Raw genomic sequence first — 13,348 nt, forward strand, 5'->3', positions numbered from 1 at the left:
CGGGTCACTCCTCGGAGGCGCCGGTTCGGGCGCCGCTCCCGGAGAAGCGCCGCATCCGCTCCAGCACCGCCTCCGCCGTGGGCTCGGCCATCTCGTCCACGATCCGGCCGTCGGCGAGATAGAGCACCAGGTCGGAGTGGGCGGCGGCGTTCGGGTCATGGGTGACCATGACGACCGTCTGGCCCAGGCTGTCGACGGCCTCGCGCAGGAAGCCGAGCACTTCGAGGCCGGCCCGTGAGTCCAGGTTGCCGGTCGGCTCGTCCGCGAAGATCAGCTCGGGCCGGGAGGCGAGCGCGCGGGCGCAGGCGACGCGCTGCTGCTGGCCGCCGGAGAGCTGCGCCGGCCGGTGCTTCAGCCGTTCGCGCAGCCCGAGCGTGTCGATGATCCGGTCCAGCCACTCCGGATCGGGTTTCTGCCCGGCGATATCCATGGGCAGGGTGATGTTCTCCAGCGCGTTCAGCGTCGGGATCAGGTTGAACGACTGGAACATGAACCCGATCCGGTCGCGCCGCAGCCGGGTCAGCTCCCGGTCCTTGAGGCCGGTGATCTCGGTGTCGCCGATCCACACCTGACCGGCCGAGACGGTGTCCAGACCCGCCAGACAGTGCATCAGCGTGGACTTGCCGGAACCCGAGGGACCCATGACGGCGGTGAACCGGCCGCGCGCGATGGCCACGTCCACCGAGTCCAGGGCGAGCACGGCCGTCTCGCCCGAGCCGTACGCCTTGGTCAGCGCGCGGGCGCGGGCGGCGGGCCCGTCGGCCGGGGCGGGTGCCGGGGCCGGACCCGGGGCGGGACCCGCAGCAGGTGTGGACAAAACAGCCTCCTCGCTCACGCGGACTGGTTCGGCTCGCTTCTTCCCGTCTGTCCGGCCGAGGGTAGTGTGACCCGGCGCACAGCCGGTATCGCTTTTCGATTCCGGTGCGCCCTTGCCGCTGCTAGCGGTCCGGCGCTAGCGTCGAGGTATGGCGAAGACCCAGTTGAACGTGCGGGTGGACGAGGGCACGGCCCAGGCCGCCCGGGAGCGGGCCACGGCCCGCGGCATGAGCGTCAACCGCTACATCGAGGAACTGGTCAGACGCGACGCGGGCGAGGTCGGCCACACCTTCGTCGAGGCCGCGGCCGACTTCATGAAGCGGTACGAGGGCGTCTTCGCGGAGGAGTTCGGCGCGGAGCGCGAGGGCGGCGCGCGCGAAGGTCGTCGCTGATCCCTTGAACGATCTCCGCATCGACCTCGCCTGGCTCCTCATGCTCGCCGAACAACGCACCCCGGGGGACCCCCAGGTCACCGACTGGGGCGCCCTGGTCGCGGCGGTCGCCCGCCACCAGGCCGAGATCTTCGACGTCCCCGTCTACGACGATGCCGCCGCCCGCGCCGCGTCGCTCCTCCAACTCCTCATCCATGTACCGGCGTTGGAGCGGTCGAACGCGCTCTTCGCGGTTGCCGTGGCGTACGCCTATCTCGTCGCCAGCGGTGTGAAGGTCGCCACCACGCCCGAACAGGTCCGGGCCCTGGCCCAGTTGGTCGCGAGCGGTGAGGCGGGCGTCCAGGACATCGCCCGCGAACTGCGCCGCTGGAGCCTATGAGGGCCGCACGGCGCTCCCGAGCACACAGTAGGAGTACGGCAGCCTCGGCCCCTCCCCCGGGAGCGTGATCCGGCGGTACGGTCCGAGCACGAACCCCGCGTCCCGCAGCGCGGCCACGGTGTCCCGGGTGAGATGACAGCCGCCGACGAGCGGGGGCCACACCGTACGGTCCAGCACGCGCTGCGTGACCCGCATCGCCCGCCCGCCACCCGGCCCGTGCTCCAGGAACCGCACCTCACCCCCGGGCCGCAGCACGCGCCGCAACTCCCCGAGCGCGCGCGGCACATCCCGCACGCTGCACAGCACCAGAGACACCACAGCGCCGTCGAACGCCTCACTCTTGACCGGCAACGCCTCCGCCACCCCCGGCACCACGTCCACGGGCACCTCGGCCCGCAGGGCCGCCTCCCGCGCCAGCTCCCTGAGCCGCCCCTCCGGCTCGATGGCGACGACCTCACTGACGGCACGGGGATAGTGCGAGAAATTCATCCCGTTCCCGGCCCCCACCTCGATGACCCGCCCGGCCAGCCCACCGAGCAACCGCTCCCGCACGACCCCGAGCCCGCCCCGCGTCTCGGCGGCGACACTGAACCGGGCATAACAACGCGCGAACACCGGATGCCGCACGGCGCCACCGGACCGTCCCGCCATGACGACCTCCACCGGAGAACGACGAGCCTCACCCTCAGTCTCCCCCGCGGAGGCCCACGACACCTCACAGCCGGGGAGCCCAGCGGCAACGCACGACGGTCCCGGCCCTCGGCACGGAGCGGGGCACACACCCGGCCACGGGCTATGCCGCCGCGCCGCCGTCCGCAGGGGGCCCCGGGCATCGGTCCGTGCGGGGCGCCCCGCGTGCCACGCCGAGCCGCATCCACGTCGGCGGGCACCGCGCCGCGCGCCGCGCGCCGCGCGACGCGCGACGTCGGCACCGGCCGTCGGCGGGTCGGGTCCGGTGGGTTGCCCGAGGGGTGCCCTCAGGGTGGGGCCGCCGCGGTCCGGGCGGTACTTGACCGTCCTGCGCCGGGTGGAGCACCCGCCCGTGCCGGGGCGGCCCGGGGCCATCCGCATCGCGCGCCGTCGGCACCGGGCGGTGTGCGCTATCACCCCCCCGCATGCCATACCGAGCCGTCGTCCGCACCGGCGGGTCCAGCGGCGCGCGACACAGGCGCCGGCCGTCGGCCGGTCGGGTCTGGGGGCCCGAGGGGTGCCCCGGGGTAAGTCCGCGGGGGGCGTGGGGCGGTACGTGGCCGCCCCACGCCGCGTCGGGCCCCGCCCGCACCGCCCCGCCGGGACCGGCGGTCAGTCTGCTGTCGGTCCGGCCGTCGCTCGGCGGCGGAAGGCGTCCGCCTCCCAGTTGCCGTCCAGGCGGGGGGCCAGCCAGTTCGGGGCCTCGGTGCGGAACGAGCGGGGTGGGAGGGTGCCCACGCCCAGGGGGATCGCGCCCAGCAGGGGGGCGGCCGCCACGTCCGGGAGGTCGGTGACGTTGCAGCGCATCGCCAGGTCGGGGGAGTCGGGCCAGCCGCCGATCACCACGCCCAGCAACTCCAGGCCGCGGCGCCGTAGTTCACGGGCCGTCAGCTCGGTGGTGTTGAGGGTGCCGAGGCCCGCCGTCGCCACCACCAGGACCGGAGCCCGGAGGGCCTCCGCCGCGTCGGCCAGCGTGCCGCCCGCGTCGTCGAAGCGGACGAGGAGACCGCCCGCCCCCTCGACCAGCACCAAGTCGTGCTCCACGGCCAGCTTCTGGGCCGCCTGCACCACGTCGTACGGCCGCACCGGCGCCATGCCCGCCCGCCGGGCCGCCGTGCCGGGCGCCAACGGCTCCGGATAGCGGGCCAGTTCGGCCGTCGTCACCGCGCCCGCGAGCCGCGCGACCTCGTCCGCGTCGCCCCGCTCGTCCGGCCGTACACCGGTCTGCGCGGCCTTCAGGACGGCGACCGTACGGCCCGCCGCGAGCGCGGAGGCGGCGACGGCCGCCGTCGTGACGGTCTTGCCGACCTCCGTGCCCGTCCCCGTGATCACCAGGATCGGCATGCTCATCCCTCCCGCGCCGCCGCGCACACCGCGCGCGCGATCCGGGCCACGTCGACGTCACCGGTGACGTACGGCGGCATCGTGTACACCAGGTCACGGAAGGGGCGCAGCCACACGCCCTCCCGTACGGCCGCCGCCGTGGCCGCCCGCATGTCCACCTCGTGGTCGAGCTGGACGACGCCGATCGCGCCCAGGACCCGGACGTCACGCACCCCGGGCAGGTCGGCGGCCGGCGCCAGCCCCTCCCGCAGGCCCGACTCGATCCGCTTGACCTCGGCCAGCCAGTCCTGGCCCAGCAGCAGTTCGACCGAGGCGCAGGCGACGGCCGCCGCCAGCGGATTGCCCATGAACGTCGGCCCGTGCGCCAGCACCGGCACCTCGCCCCGCGAGATCCCGTCGGCCACCCGGGACGTGCACAGGGTCGCCGCCATCGTCAGATAACCGCCGGTCAGCGCCTTGCCGAGGCACATCACATCCGGTGTCACCGCCGCGTGCCCCGCCGCGAACAGCGCGCCCGTACGGCCGAACCCGGTCGCGATCTCGTCGAACACCAGCAGCACGTCGTGCGCGTCGCACGCCTCGCGCAGCACCCGCAGATACCCGGGGGAGTGGAACCGCATCCCGCCCGCGCCCTGCACCACCGGCTCCACGATCACCGCGGCCAGTTCGCCGGCGTGCCGCTCGATCGCGGACCGCAGCAGCTCGGCGTACCCCTCGTCGTACTCCACGGGCGGCGCGTCCACGAAGACCTGGCGCGGCAGCACCCCGGTCCACAGGTCGTGCATCCCGCCGTCCGGGTCGCACACCGACATCGGCTGCCAGGTGTCGCCGTGGTAGCCGCCCCGCCAGGTCAGCAGACGCCGCTTGGCCGGCCGCCCCAGCGAACGCCAGTACTGGAGGCACATCTTCACCGCGACCTCGACCGACACGGACCCCGAGTCGGCGAGGAACACATGCTCGAGACCCTCGGGCGACATGTCGACAAGGTGCTTCGCCAGCCGTACGGCGGGCTCGTGGGTGAGCCCGCCGAACATCACATGGCTCATCCGGCCGAGCTGCTCGCGCGCGGCCTCGTTGAGCACCGGGTGGTTGTAGCCGTGGATCGCCGACCACCAGGACGACATGCCGTCGACCAGCTCGCCCGAGCCGTCCGCGAGGCGCAGCCGGACCCCGCTCGCCGACTCCACGACGAGCGGTTCGGCCCGGCCCGGCATCGGACCGTAGGGATGCCACACATGCCGCCGGTCGAGGTCCAGCAGTTCGGTGACGGGCAGTTCAGGCATTGGGCGCGAGATCCGTTCCGGTGCCCCGGCGGCGTACGGCGACCAGATCGGGACGCGCATCGCCGACGACGGGCTCGGAAGCCGTGGCGACGACGGCAGCGGCCGCCTTGTCGGGCGCCGGGGCCGCGGCCGGCACGGATCCGCACACACCACCGCCCCCGCCCCCCTCGTGCGACCCGCAACCACCGCAGCCACCGCACCCGTCGCCCTCCGCGTGCGACGACCCGCAGCCCCCGCCCCCGGCCCTCGCCGCCCGGTGCTCCGGCAGGGTCACCTCGCCCGTGCCCTCCACCTCGAACCCGGCGTCCGCGATCATCTCCAGGTCGGCCTTGCCCGCCTGGCCCTCACTGGTGAGGTAGTCGCCGAGGAAGATCGAGTTGGCCAGGTGCAGGGCGAGCGGCTGGAGCGTGCGCAGATGCACCTCGCGGCCGCCCGCGATCCGGACCTCGATGTCCGGGCAGACGAACCGCACCATGGCGAGGACCCGCAGACAGCGCTGCGGGGTGAGGTTCCACTCCTTGGCCAGCGGGGTGCCCTCGAACGGGATGAGGAAGTTGACCGGCACCGAGTCCGGGTCCAGCTCGCGCAGCGAGAAGACCACGTCGACCAGGTCCTCGTCCGACTCGCCCAGACCGGCGATCAGACCGGAGCACGCCGACAGCCCCGCCGCGTGCGCCTTGCGCACCGTGTCCACCCGATCGGCGTACGTGTGGGTGGTCGTGATGTCCCCGTAGGTCGCCTCGGAGGTGTTCAGGTTGTGGTTGTAGGCGTCCGCGCCCGCCTCGCGCAGCCGCTCCGCCTGGCCCTCGGAGAGCAGGCCGAGACAGGCGCACACCTCGACGCCCTCGTTCTGGTCCTTGATGGTCTTGATGGTCGCCGAGACCCGGTCCACGTCCCGGTCCGTCGGCCCGCGCCCGGACGCCACCAGGCACACCCGCTTGGCGCCCCCGGCGAGCCCCGCCGCGGCCGCCTCGGACGCCTCGTCCGGCTTCAGCCAGGTGTACTTGAGGATCCCGGCGGTGGAGCCGAGCCGCTGGGAGCAGTAGGAGCAGTCCTCGGGGCACAGCCCCGACTTCATGTTGATGAGGTAGTTCAGTTTCACCCGTCGCCCGAACCAGTGGCGGCGCACCTTCCCGGCCGCGGCCACCACGTCCAGCACGTCGTCGTCGGAAGTGGCGAGGACGGCCAGGGCTTCCTCGCGGGTCGGCAGTTCGCGCCGAAGCCCCTTGTCCACCAGCGTGTTCAGCAGGTCCATGAGAGCCGATCCTGTCCTACGGACCCGCCTCGGGCCAAGGTAGGGATCACACAACACACCCCGTTCGAGGTGTGGGTATTGCCACACCGTGGGTAGCGGTCGCTGCGACTAGTGTCTGTCCGCTATCTACAAAAGCCCTGGATCGATCCGTATGAGCCCCGGATCGACGAAAGCCCCGGAGGAGCCATGGCGTTCGGCTGGATCGACGAGCAGGCGGAGCTGCGCCGCCGCGCGGGCCTCGTACGGACCCTGCGGCCGCGCCCCGCCGAGTCGCCGCTGCTCGATCTGGCCAGCAACGACTACCTCGGCCTCGCCCGGCACCCGGAGGTCACCGAGGGCGCCGCGGCCGCCGCCCGCACCTGGGGCGGCGGTGCGACCGGCTCGCGCCTGGTCACCGGCACCACCGAACTCCACGGCGAACTGGAGCGGGAACTCGCGGACTTCTGCGGTGTCGAGGCCGCGCTCGTCTTCTCCTCCGGGTACGCGGCCAACCTCGCCGCGGTCACCGCGCTCGCCCCGCACGGCTCGCTGATCGTCTCCGACGCGGGCAACCACGCCTCCCTCATCGACGGCTGCCGGCTGGCCCGGGGCACCACCCAGGTGGTGGCGCACGCCGACCCCGACGCCGTGCGCAAGGCGCTCGGCACCCACGACGGCCCTGCCGTGGCGGTCTCCGACACGGTCTTCTCGGTCGACGGCGACGCCGCCCCGCTGGCCGCCCTCGCGGCCGCCTGCCGGGCGCACGGGGCCGGACTGGTCGTCGACGACGCGCACGGCCTCGGCGTCCTCGGCGACGGCGGCCGGGGCGCCCCGTACGCGGCGGGGCTGGCGGGCGCCGAGGACGTGGTCGTCACGGTCACGCTCTCCAAGTCGCTGGGCAGCCAGGGCGGCGCCGTGCTCGGGCCCGCGCGCGTGATCGACCATCTGGTCAACGCGGCCCGGACGTTCATCTTCGACACCGGTCTCGCCCCGGCGGCGGCCGGCGCGGCCCTCGCCGCGCTGCGGCTGCTGCGCCGCGAGCCGGAGCGGGCGGCACGCGCGCGTGCGGTGGCGGACGAGCTGTACGCCCGGCTGACGGCGGCGGGCCTGGAGGCGGTACGGCCGGACGCCGCGGTGGTCTCCGTGCGCGCCCCGTCCCCGGAGAAGGCCGTACGGTGGGCGGCGGACTGCCGTGCGGCCGGACTGGCCGTGGGCTGCTTCCGTCCGCCCTCCGTGCCCGACGGCGTCTCACGCCTCAGGCTGACGGCCCGTGCGGACCTCTCCGGGGCCGAGCTGGAACGCGCTGTACGGGTGATCGACGAGACGCGGCCATGAGTCGGCGTGACACGGCCGTGCGTCGCCGGTGACGGACCGGTGGTGCTGGTCGGTCACCAGGGCGGTCGGTGGCGGGTCGGTCAGCGGAACGCGGCGGTGAAACCCGACCAGCTCTCGGGGGAGAAGAGCAGGGCGGGCCCGGCCGGGTCCTTGGAGTCGCGTACGGCGAGCAGTCCGGCCCATGGCCCCGCGGCCGGCCGGGCGGTCTCGACGCAGTTGTTGGCTCCGGTGCTGTAGCTGCTGCGGAGCCAGGTCACCCCGGGCAGACGGCCGGGGTCGGTGTGACGGGGGACGTTCCGGGGCAGTGCCGTCATGGTGCCTCCTTACGCGCCGTGGGCCAGCGCGGAGAGGTGTTGGAGGGTGTCCTCGGGCGAAAGCGCGTGCGCCCGGAGGGCGTTGAAGGCTTCCGTGTACGCCTCGAGGTCTTCTTTCCGTTCGAGATAGAGGCTACTCGTCAAGTGGTCGAGAACAACCACATCCAGATCGGAAGCGCTCGAAAACGAGAAGATGACGAAAGGCCCGGTGACGCCGATGTGCGCTCCGGCGGCGAACGGCAGTACCTGGAGCCGCACATGGGGCAGGCGCGCCGCCTCCACCAGCCGGTGGAGCTGCTCCGCCATCACCTCGCGGCCGCCCACCTGACGCCGCAGCACCGCCTCGTCCAGCACCGCGCTCAGCTCCATCGGCGGGCTCCCGTGCAGCACGTCCTGCCGGGCCAGCCGTACCTCCACCAGCCGGTCGAGCTGGGCCTCGTCGACGCCCTCCACGGCGGCGCGGGTCACCGCGCGCGCGTACCCGGGGGTCTGGAGGAGGCCCGGCACCACCGTCGTCTCCAGGGTGCGCATCGCGGTGGCCTGCGACTCCAGGCTGATGAAGTCCCGGTAGGCGGGCGGCAGGATGCCGCGGTAGGCGTGCCACCAGTGGTCGCGCTCCCCCTCGCCGCCGTCCGCGCCGGCCAGGGCGAGCATCAGTTCCCGCAGCCGGGGATCGGTCACGCCGTAGGCGTCGAGCAGTAACCGCACATCGGCCGGTTTCGCACCGCTGGTGCCCGTCTCGATCCGGCTCACCTTCGACTGGTGCCAGCCCACGAGCCGGGCCGCCTCGCCGCTGGTGAGGCCCGCCCGGGTGCGCAGGGTGCGCAGTTCGGCGCCCAGTTTCCGGCGGCGCACCGCGGGACCGTGCTGCATGGGCTCCTCCTTACTCCGCACGGGACGCCCCCGCACGGTCCGCCCCGGCAGAGTTCACCGCATCGGGCGACAGATATATGCATATCTTGGTGGATCGCCCCCGTGACCGGTCCGCTGGTGGCAGTCTGGCGACGAAGCACCAGTCCGGGACCGTACTCGAACCATCCGCACCGTGTCGGGTCCCCGGTCCCGTGGGAAAGGGACGACGTCGCCATGGCAGACCATCTGGAAGCATCCGTCACTCTGCCGAGCGATCCCGCCTCGGTCTCCACGGCCCGCGGCTTCGTGGCCGACACCCTCGGGGAATGGGGCCTGCCGGCCGACTCGGAGGCCGCCGACACCATCCGGCTCATCGTCTCCGAACTCGCCACCAACGCCGTACAGCACACGTTCGGCCAGTCACCCACCTTCACGGTGGACCTGGCGCTCGGGCGTGACGAGGAACTGCGCATCGGTGTCACCGACAGCCATCCGCGCTTCCCCAGACGACTGCCGGCCGCCGTCCAGCAGGACAACGGCCGAGGCATGGTGATCATTCGCTGGCTGACCGCCGAGTGCGGCGGAAAGCTGGGGGTGCGCCCCACGCGCGAGGGCGGCAAGACGGTCACCGTCCACCTCCCGTGGCAGATCCGGCCGGAGCCGGTCGCGGGCGTGGCGGTGGCCGCCCCCCTGGAGGGCGAGAGCCCGGGGCGGTGACGGCGCCTCAGGGACGCCGGCACCACCCCGCGACTCAGCGCACCCGCCCGTACCAGACGCTCTTGGTCCAGATCTTCTGGAGCTTCACCACGTCCCCCGTCTTGGGGGAGTGCCAGATCTTGCCCTTACCCGCGTAGATGCCCACGTGGTAGACGCTCGACCCCGAGTGGAAGAACACGAGGTCACCGGCCTTGCGGCTGGACGCCGAGATGTGGCGCGTCTTGTTGTACTGCTGGGCGGCCGTACGCGGCAGCTTCTTGCCCGCCTTCTTGTACGAATACTGCGTCAGCCCGGAGCAGTCGAACCGCTTCGGCCCGGTGGCGCCGTACCTGTAGGGAGCACCCTTCTTCGACGCGGCGATCTGGAGCGCCTTCGTCGCCGGGGTGGCGGCCGCGGCGTCCGATGCGACACCCGGCACCACGATCGAACCGCCGACGGCGGCGATGGCGAAAGCCGAGGCCGTGCCGGCCCGGGCCATGAGCGACGGGACACGATTCAGCGCAGTCATGCGCAACCCTTCGTCAGCCGCCTGTGAAGGATGACCTGTCGGATTCGGGCTGGCGAAGTTGCCCGGCCGCGGTTGCGGCTTCACCCCAAGGGCTGCTCGGCCCGGTCATGGCGTGACCGTCCCGGCGACCCGTCGTGCTTGGGTCCTCCACTCCTGCCGATGCACTCCTGTCGACCGGTCATCCGGGCGGCGGCAGGACTCGGCGTCCGCCCGGACCGCCCCGCCGCTTGTGGCGGGGGCTTGTCGTCAGACAGGGATCTTGACTCACGGATGTCCGAAAATCCCAATGGAATCGGGGATTTGTGGGGTTACTCACCACTCACCCGTTCGGGTGGACACCCTGATGCCGTATCAGGTGTCAAGGGTGCCAAAGGGCCCCGGACCTGCGCCGGAACCCTCACTTCCGCCCTCGGGGAGGGGCGCGTGCGCAAGTGCGACGGGCTCTCGACCGGAGGTGCGAATACGCCGGACGGGGGTAACCCGTCTGGTGCGTTTCGTGTCCCGCCCGCGCGTCGCGTCCGGGGTGCGGACGAGGCGGTCCGTACGGTCCCCCGTCAACTGTCCGAGCGCGGCGGCAGCGTGACCCGCGCGGTACGGCGCTCGCCGTCCAGGACGCGCAGCGCCCGCGCGAGCGTCGGCGCGTGCAGCTCGCTCTCGCCGCGCTGGTGCATCAGCGTCAGCGCGTCCCGCAGCTCGGCCGCGCGGGCCACCAGCGCCTGTGCGGCCCGCAGGCCGCGGTACGTGTCTCCGTGGTGCGCGGGATTGATCCGGCCGAGCTGGTCGACGACGTCCAGATAACGGTCGATCAGCTCGGCCTCGGCCCGGGTCAGCGCGGGCAGCGGCGGCAGCTCGGGAACCATCCCGGCGTCCCCCCTCCATCGGTGACGGTGCGTCCGTAAAAAATGTACAGGACGTACGTCGCGTTAGACTGGGCTCACATTCTAGTGATCACTAAGAAGTGCCAGTTCAGAGGCGCTATTTGGTTGTGCGTGAGGGTTGTTCTCTCACGGGATCTCACATGGCCGTCATGCGGCCACTTCGTCCCCGAACCCCAGCAGCACCGTCAGATGATCCGATGCGGTGCGGAGGTCGTCTGGGCTGGGATGGACGTACACCCGTTTGGTGAAGGCTGCCGAGACATGGCCCGCCCAGGCGGCCAGGATGACGTCTGGGACGCCGTTGACGGCCAGGAACGTCAGGCAGGAGTGCCGGGCGTCGTAGAGGCGCACCCGGCGAAGCTCCAGCCGCTCCATCAGCGCGTAGGCGCGCTCGCGGAGGTGGCGGGTCGTCAGGGCCTGGCCGATGTGGTCGACGAACACGTAGCCCGAGGAGGCGTAGTACGAGCCCATGGACATCTCCTCGATCTCTTGGAGCGCCTTGAAGGCGAGCAGCGCCTGCCGCACCGGCTCTGGCAGCGGCAGCACCCGCTCGCCGGCCTCCGTCTTCGTGTCCTTTTCCAGCACCTCGGCGTTGCCGATCATCGTGCGGGTGTTGTCGATGGCGAGCGTGCCCGCGTCCAGGTTGATGAGCGACCACCGCAGGCCGGCCACCTCGGCGGGACGCAGGCCCATCAGGCAGAGCATGAGCGGGGCGAACAGCCGGTCCTCACGGATGCCGATCAGGAAGTCCTTGACCTCCACCACGTTCCACGGCTGCACCCGCCTGTTGGCGCGACGGTCCTCCTTCCAGGCCCGGCGCGGGATCTGCACGTACAGCGCGACGTTCGCGTGCACGTACTTCCGGACCACCGCCCAGCCGAGCGCCTCCCGCAGGCGAGCGAGAACCCCCTGAGCGGTGCTCGGCCGGATCCCCGTCCCCGGCTTCCCGCCACGGCGGCGCGCGCCCACCAGCAGCCACGCCACCATCGACTCGACGTCGTCGTCGGTCAGCTCCTGGACACGGATGTGTCCCAGGTACTCGCGCACGTGGACCAGCGCGTTGCGGTACCCGTACATCGTGCTCGCTTCCAGGTCCCGAGCCTTCTTGTCGAGCCACGCGTCGAGCAGCTCGGCCACCGTCATCTTGTTCGGCGCGACGAAGGACCCGGTGGCCTTCTGGCTGACGATACGGGCGTACTCCTCCTGCGCCTCTTTCCTCGTGTCCTTCGTGACGGTGAGCTGCTTGCGTTTGCCGTTCTCGTCGCGCCCCGCGTCGACCACGAACCGATACCGGGTTTTGCCGTTCTGCAGGATGACCTTCTTGATCTCGGCCACTCCTCCCCTTCCTCTGACTAGCCCGCCCGCCCCTTTCGGGCCGGCGGCAGAAAGCCCCTACGTCGGGCCTCGAAGATCCAGCGGTGGACTGTTGTCGTTGGTACGCCGGCTTCCTCCGCGAGCACCTTTGCCGGCGCCGCGGTCTCTCGGACGGCGTCGTTGTAGACCTCAGCAACCCTGCGGTAGAAGGCGTCCGGGTCTGTCCCATCTGGACGCGCCAGCGGTTCACGCTGCGGCGCGGCCTCAGGCGGGGGAAAACTCGGTCGAGGCGAACGATCGAGGTACGTCGAAAGCGCTGTGTCCAACTGCTCGGATTCCGCCCGAAACGGCGTCACCCCCTCGGGCGGCCCTTGCGTCGCGCCCGACTGGCGCGCGAACAGGGCGGCCGTCACCGTGCGCGTATTCAGTAGGGACTCGATGCGAGCGATGGGAATCGACTTCAACGCGGCCGAGTCCAGAGCCTCGCTGACCAGGATGAGGTTCCCCACCACCCAGCGTCCATCCTTCTCGACGGCCTTGATCAGGATGCGCGGTACAACGTCGGGAAAGGCGACCTCGAACCAACCTGGGGCTCCGGTTTCTTGGACGTACATGCGGCCCACCGTAGAGATAGGCAGGTGTCCGCACAAGTCCACCACGGTCCACCGCATAACCCAACCAGACTTGTGCGGATAGGTTTCTCCGTGATTAGCTCCCCTGGAAGCCGCGTAAGTTTCGCGGTTCTTCGGATCAAGGGGAAGTACCCATGCCTGAAGACACTCAGATCCTTCTGTCTCCGGAACGCGCTGCGGACCGGATGGACCTGGGGCGGTCGAAGATCTTCGAGCTGATGGCCGCGGGCGAGCTGGAGTCGGTACTCATCGGCCGTTCTCGCCGCATCCCTCTGGATGCCCTGAGGGCCTACGTCGAACGACTCCGTGCCGACCAGTCCAATGCGGGTGCCTGATGAGCGCCGCGCCCACGCTCGACGAAGTGCGCGCCTGGCCCGCCACGGTCGGCGTGCCGGAGGCCGCGCGCGCCATCGGCGTATCGAAGTCCCACCTGTACGACATGGTCCGCAGGGGTGAGGCGCCGCTCACGGTCCTCACCTTCGGCTCCCGCCATCGGATCGTGACGAATTCGCTCATCCGCCTCCTCGAAGGCGCATGAGACGGCCCTCTGTTGGGCGCCGGTGTTAGCCGCACCGACGGCCACGCAGAGGGCCTGAGAAACCCCATCTGACCTCTGACAGCCGAACGGCGGCGCGGGCCGTACACCCGTTGCGCCGCCGT

General features: G+C 71.8%; 17 protein-coding genes and 1 riboswitch. Of the genes, 6 read left to right on the plus strand and 11 right to left on the minus strand.

Features of this window, described 5'->3' with window-relative positions:
• Positions 1–4: 4 nt before the first annotated feature.
• Positions 5–817 (minus strand): ABC transporter ATP-binding protein, encoded by an 813-nt coding sequence (locus G6W55_RS13150; protein ID WP_175521006.1) that lies wholly within the window; start codon positions 815–817, stop codon positions 5–7.
• Between the two features lie 148 nt (positions 818–965).
• On the opposite strand from G6W55_RS13150, the gene G6W55_RS13155 reads away from it, so the two are divergent.
• Positions 966–1,208, plus strand: coding sequence for a toxin-antitoxin system antitoxin component (locus G6W55_RS13155; protein WP_030795641.1), 243 nt, complete (start codon positions 966–968; stop codon positions 1,206–1,208).
• Positions 1,209–1,212: 4 nt separating this feature from the next.
• Positions 1,213–1,587 carry a fic family toxin-antitoxin system, toxin component gene (locus tag G6W55_RS13160; RefSeq protein WP_175521007.1) on the plus strand — a complete coding sequence of 125 codons (375 nt, stop codon included), beginning with the start codon at positions 1,213–1,215 and terminating at the stop codon, positions 1,585–1,587.
• On the opposite strand, the gene G6W55_RS13165 is transcribed toward G6W55_RS13160, so the two are convergent.
• From G6W55_RS13165 to bioB, 4 genes are all read right to left on the minus strand, one after another.
• Positions 1,582–2,238: a class I SAM-dependent methyltransferase gene (locus G6W55_RS13165; protein ID WP_175521008.1), complete on the minus strand. Its 657-nt coding sequence runs from the start codon at positions 2,236–2,238 to the stop codon at positions 1,582–1,584. The genes G6W55_RS13160 and G6W55_RS13165 overlap by 6 nt on opposite strands.
• A 651-nt stretch (positions 2,239–2,889) precedes the next feature.
• A complete protein-coding gene (gene bioD / locus G6W55_RS13170; RefSeq protein ID WP_175521121.1) occupies positions 2,890–3,621 on the minus strand; it encodes a dethiobiotin synthase in 732 nt (243 codons plus the stop codon).
• A 2-nt stretch (positions 3,622–3,623) separates the two neighbouring features.
• On the minus strand, positions 3,624–4,904 hold the full coding sequence (locus tag G6W55_RS13175) for an adenosylmethionine--8-amino-7-oxononanoate transaminase (RefSeq protein WP_175521009.1): 1,281 nt from the start codon (positions 4,902–4,904) through the stop codon (positions 3,624–3,626).
• Complete coding sequence (gene bioB / locus G6W55_RS13180; RefSeq protein ID WP_175521010.1) at positions 4,897–6,159, minus strand: biotin synthase BioB; 1,263 nt, start codon at positions 6,157–6,159, stop codon at positions 4,897–4,899. The genes G6W55_RS13175 and bioB overlap by 8 nt, the downstream gene beginning before the upstream one ends.
• Before the next feature lie 186 nt (positions 6,160–6,345).
• Here bioB and G6W55_RS13185 point away from each other — a divergent pair, with 186 nt between their 5' ends.
• Positions 6,346–7,473, plus strand: coding sequence for an 8-amino-7-oxononanoate synthase (locus G6W55_RS13185; protein ID WP_175521011.1), 1,128 nt, complete (start codon positions 6,346–6,348; stop codon positions 7,471–7,473).
• Positions 7,474–7,553: 80 nt separating this feature from the next.
• Here G6W55_RS13185 and G6W55_RS13190 read toward each other — a convergent pair whose 3' ends face one another.
• Complete coding sequence (locus G6W55_RS13190) at positions 7,554–7,787, minus strand: DUF397 domain-containing protein (RefSeq protein WP_175521012.1); 234 nt, start codon at positions 7,785–7,787, stop codon at positions 7,554–7,556.
• Between the two features lie 9 nt (positions 7,788–7,796).
• Complete coding sequence (locus tag G6W55_RS13195; protein ID WP_175521013.1) at positions 7,797–8,660, minus strand: helix-turn-helix transcriptional regulator; 864 nt, start codon at positions 8,658–8,660, stop codon at positions 7,797–7,799.
• 213 nt (positions 8,661–8,873) lie between these two features.
• Between G6W55_RS13195 and G6W55_RS13200 the strand changes: the two genes are divergently transcribed.
• The gene (locus tag G6W55_RS13200; protein ID WP_051780934.1) at positions 8,874–9,356 is read left to right on the plus strand and encodes an ATP-binding protein; all 483 of its coding nucleotides are present in this window, start codon (positions 8,874–8,876) and stop codon (positions 9,354–9,356) included.
• 34 nt (positions 9,357–9,390) lie between these two features.
• On the opposite strand, the gene G6W55_RS13205 is transcribed toward G6W55_RS13200, so the two are convergent.
• The 4 genes from G6W55_RS13205 to G6W55_RS13220 form a co-directional block, all read right to left on the minus strand.
• Complete coding sequence (locus G6W55_RS13205) at positions 9,391–9,864, minus strand: C40 family peptidase (RefSeq protein WP_175521014.1); 474 nt, start codon at positions 9,862–9,864, stop codon at positions 9,391–9,393.
• Between the two features lie 3 nt (positions 9,865–9,867).
• A riboswitch (cyclic di-AMP (ydaO/yuaA leader) is annotated at positions 9,868–10,079 on the minus strand.
• A 339-nt stretch (positions 10,080–10,418) separates the two neighbouring features.
• Positions 10,419–10,724, minus strand: coding sequence for a hypothetical protein (locus G6W55_RS13210; RefSeq protein WP_030795619.1), 306 nt, complete (start codon positions 10,722–10,724; stop codon positions 10,419–10,421).
• Between the two features lie 165 nt (positions 10,725–10,889).
• Positions 10,890–12,077 (minus strand): tyrosine-type recombinase/integrase, encoded by a 1,188-nt coding sequence (locus G6W55_RS13215; protein WP_175521015.1) that lies wholly within the window; start codon positions 12,075–12,077, stop codon positions 10,890–10,892.
• A 17-nt stretch (positions 12,078–12,094) separates the two neighbouring features.
• Positions 12,095–12,670: a hypothetical protein gene (locus G6W55_RS13220; protein WP_175521016.1), complete on the minus strand. Its 576-nt coding sequence runs from the start codon at positions 12,668–12,670 to the stop codon at positions 12,095–12,097.
• 152 nt (positions 12,671–12,822) lie between these two features.
• On the opposite strand from G6W55_RS13220, the gene G6W55_RS13225 reads away from it, so the two are divergent.
• Positions 12,823–13,023: an excisionase family DNA-binding protein gene (locus G6W55_RS13225; protein ID WP_175521017.1), complete on the plus strand. Its 201-nt coding sequence runs from the start codon at positions 12,823–12,825 to the stop codon at positions 13,021–13,023.
• Positions 13,023–13,226 (plus strand): AlpA family transcriptional regulator, encoded by a 204-nt coding sequence (locus tag G6W55_RS13230; RefSeq protein ID WP_175521018.1) that lies wholly within the window; start codon positions 13,023–13,025, stop codon positions 13,224–13,226. Before G6W55_RS13225 ends, G6W55_RS13230 begins: the two co-directional genes overlap by 1 nt.
• Positions 13,227–13,348 lie beyond the last annotated feature (122 nt).

Origin of the sequence: Streptomyces sp. CAI-85 (assembly GCF_013363615.1) — a bacterium.
Taxonomy (GTDB): domain Bacteria; phylum Actinomycetota; class Actinomycetes; order Streptomycetales; family Streptomycetaceae; genus Streptomyces; species Streptomyces antibioticus_B.

Excerpts from the sequence above, each read along its gene's own strand:
- G6W55_RS13205 (WP_175521014.1), bottom strand. The coding sequence starts at position 9,864 with ATGACTGCGCTGAATCGTGTCCCGTCGCTCATGGCCCGGGCCGGCACG.
- G6W55_RS13200 (WP_051780934.1), top strand. The coding sequence starts at position 8,874 with ATGGCAGACCATCTGGAAGCATCCGTCACTCTGCCGAGCGATCCCGCC.
- bioD (WP_175521121.1), bottom strand. The coding sequence starts at position 3,621 with ATGCCGATCCTGGTGATCACGGGGACGGGCACGGAGGTCGGCAAGACC.
- G6W55_RS13175 (WP_175521009.1), bottom strand. The coding sequence starts at position 4,904 with ATGCCTGAACTGCCCGTCACCGAACTGCTGGACCTCGACCGGCGGCAT.
- G6W55_RS13230 (WP_175521018.1), top strand. The coding sequence starts at position 13,023 with ATGAGCGCCGCGCCCACGCTCGACGAAGTGCGCGCCTGGCCCGCCACG.
- G6W55_RS13195 (WP_175521013.1), bottom strand. The coding sequence starts at position 8,660 with ATGCAGCACGGTCCCGCGGTGCGCCGCCGGAAACTGGGCGCCGAACTG.
- G6W55_RS13225 (WP_175521017.1), top strand. The coding sequence starts at position 12,823 with ATGCCTGAAGACACTCAGATCCTTCTGTCTCCGGAACGCGCTGCGGAC.
- G6W55_RS13190 (WP_175521012.1), bottom strand. The coding sequence starts at position 7,787 with ATGACGGCACTGCCCCGGAACGTCCCCCGTCACACCGACCCCGGCCGT.
- G6W55_RS13220 (WP_175521016.1), bottom strand. The coding sequence starts at position 12,670 with ATGTACGTCCAAGAAACCGGAGCCCCAGGTTGGTTCGAGGTCGCCTTT.
- G6W55_RS13165 (WP_175521008.1), bottom strand. The coding sequence starts at position 2,238 with ATGGCGGGACGGTCCGGTGGCGCCGTGCGGCATCCGGTGTTCGCGCGT.
- G6W55_RS13185 (WP_175521011.1), top strand. The coding sequence starts at position 6,346 with ATGGCGTTCGGCTGGATCGACGAGCAGGCGGAGCTGCGCCGCCGCGCG.
- G6W55_RS13155 (WP_030795641.1), top strand. The coding sequence starts at position 966 with ATGGCGAAGACCCAGTTGAACGTGCGGGTGGACGAGGGCACGGCCCAG.
- bioB (WP_175521010.1), bottom strand. The coding sequence starts at position 6,159 with ATGGACCTGCTGAACACGCTGGTGGACAAGGGGCTTCGGCGCGAACTG.
- G6W55_RS13210 (WP_030795619.1), bottom strand. The coding sequence starts at position 10,724 with ATGGTTCCCGAGCTGCCGCCGCTGCCCGCGCTGACCCGGGCCGAGGCC.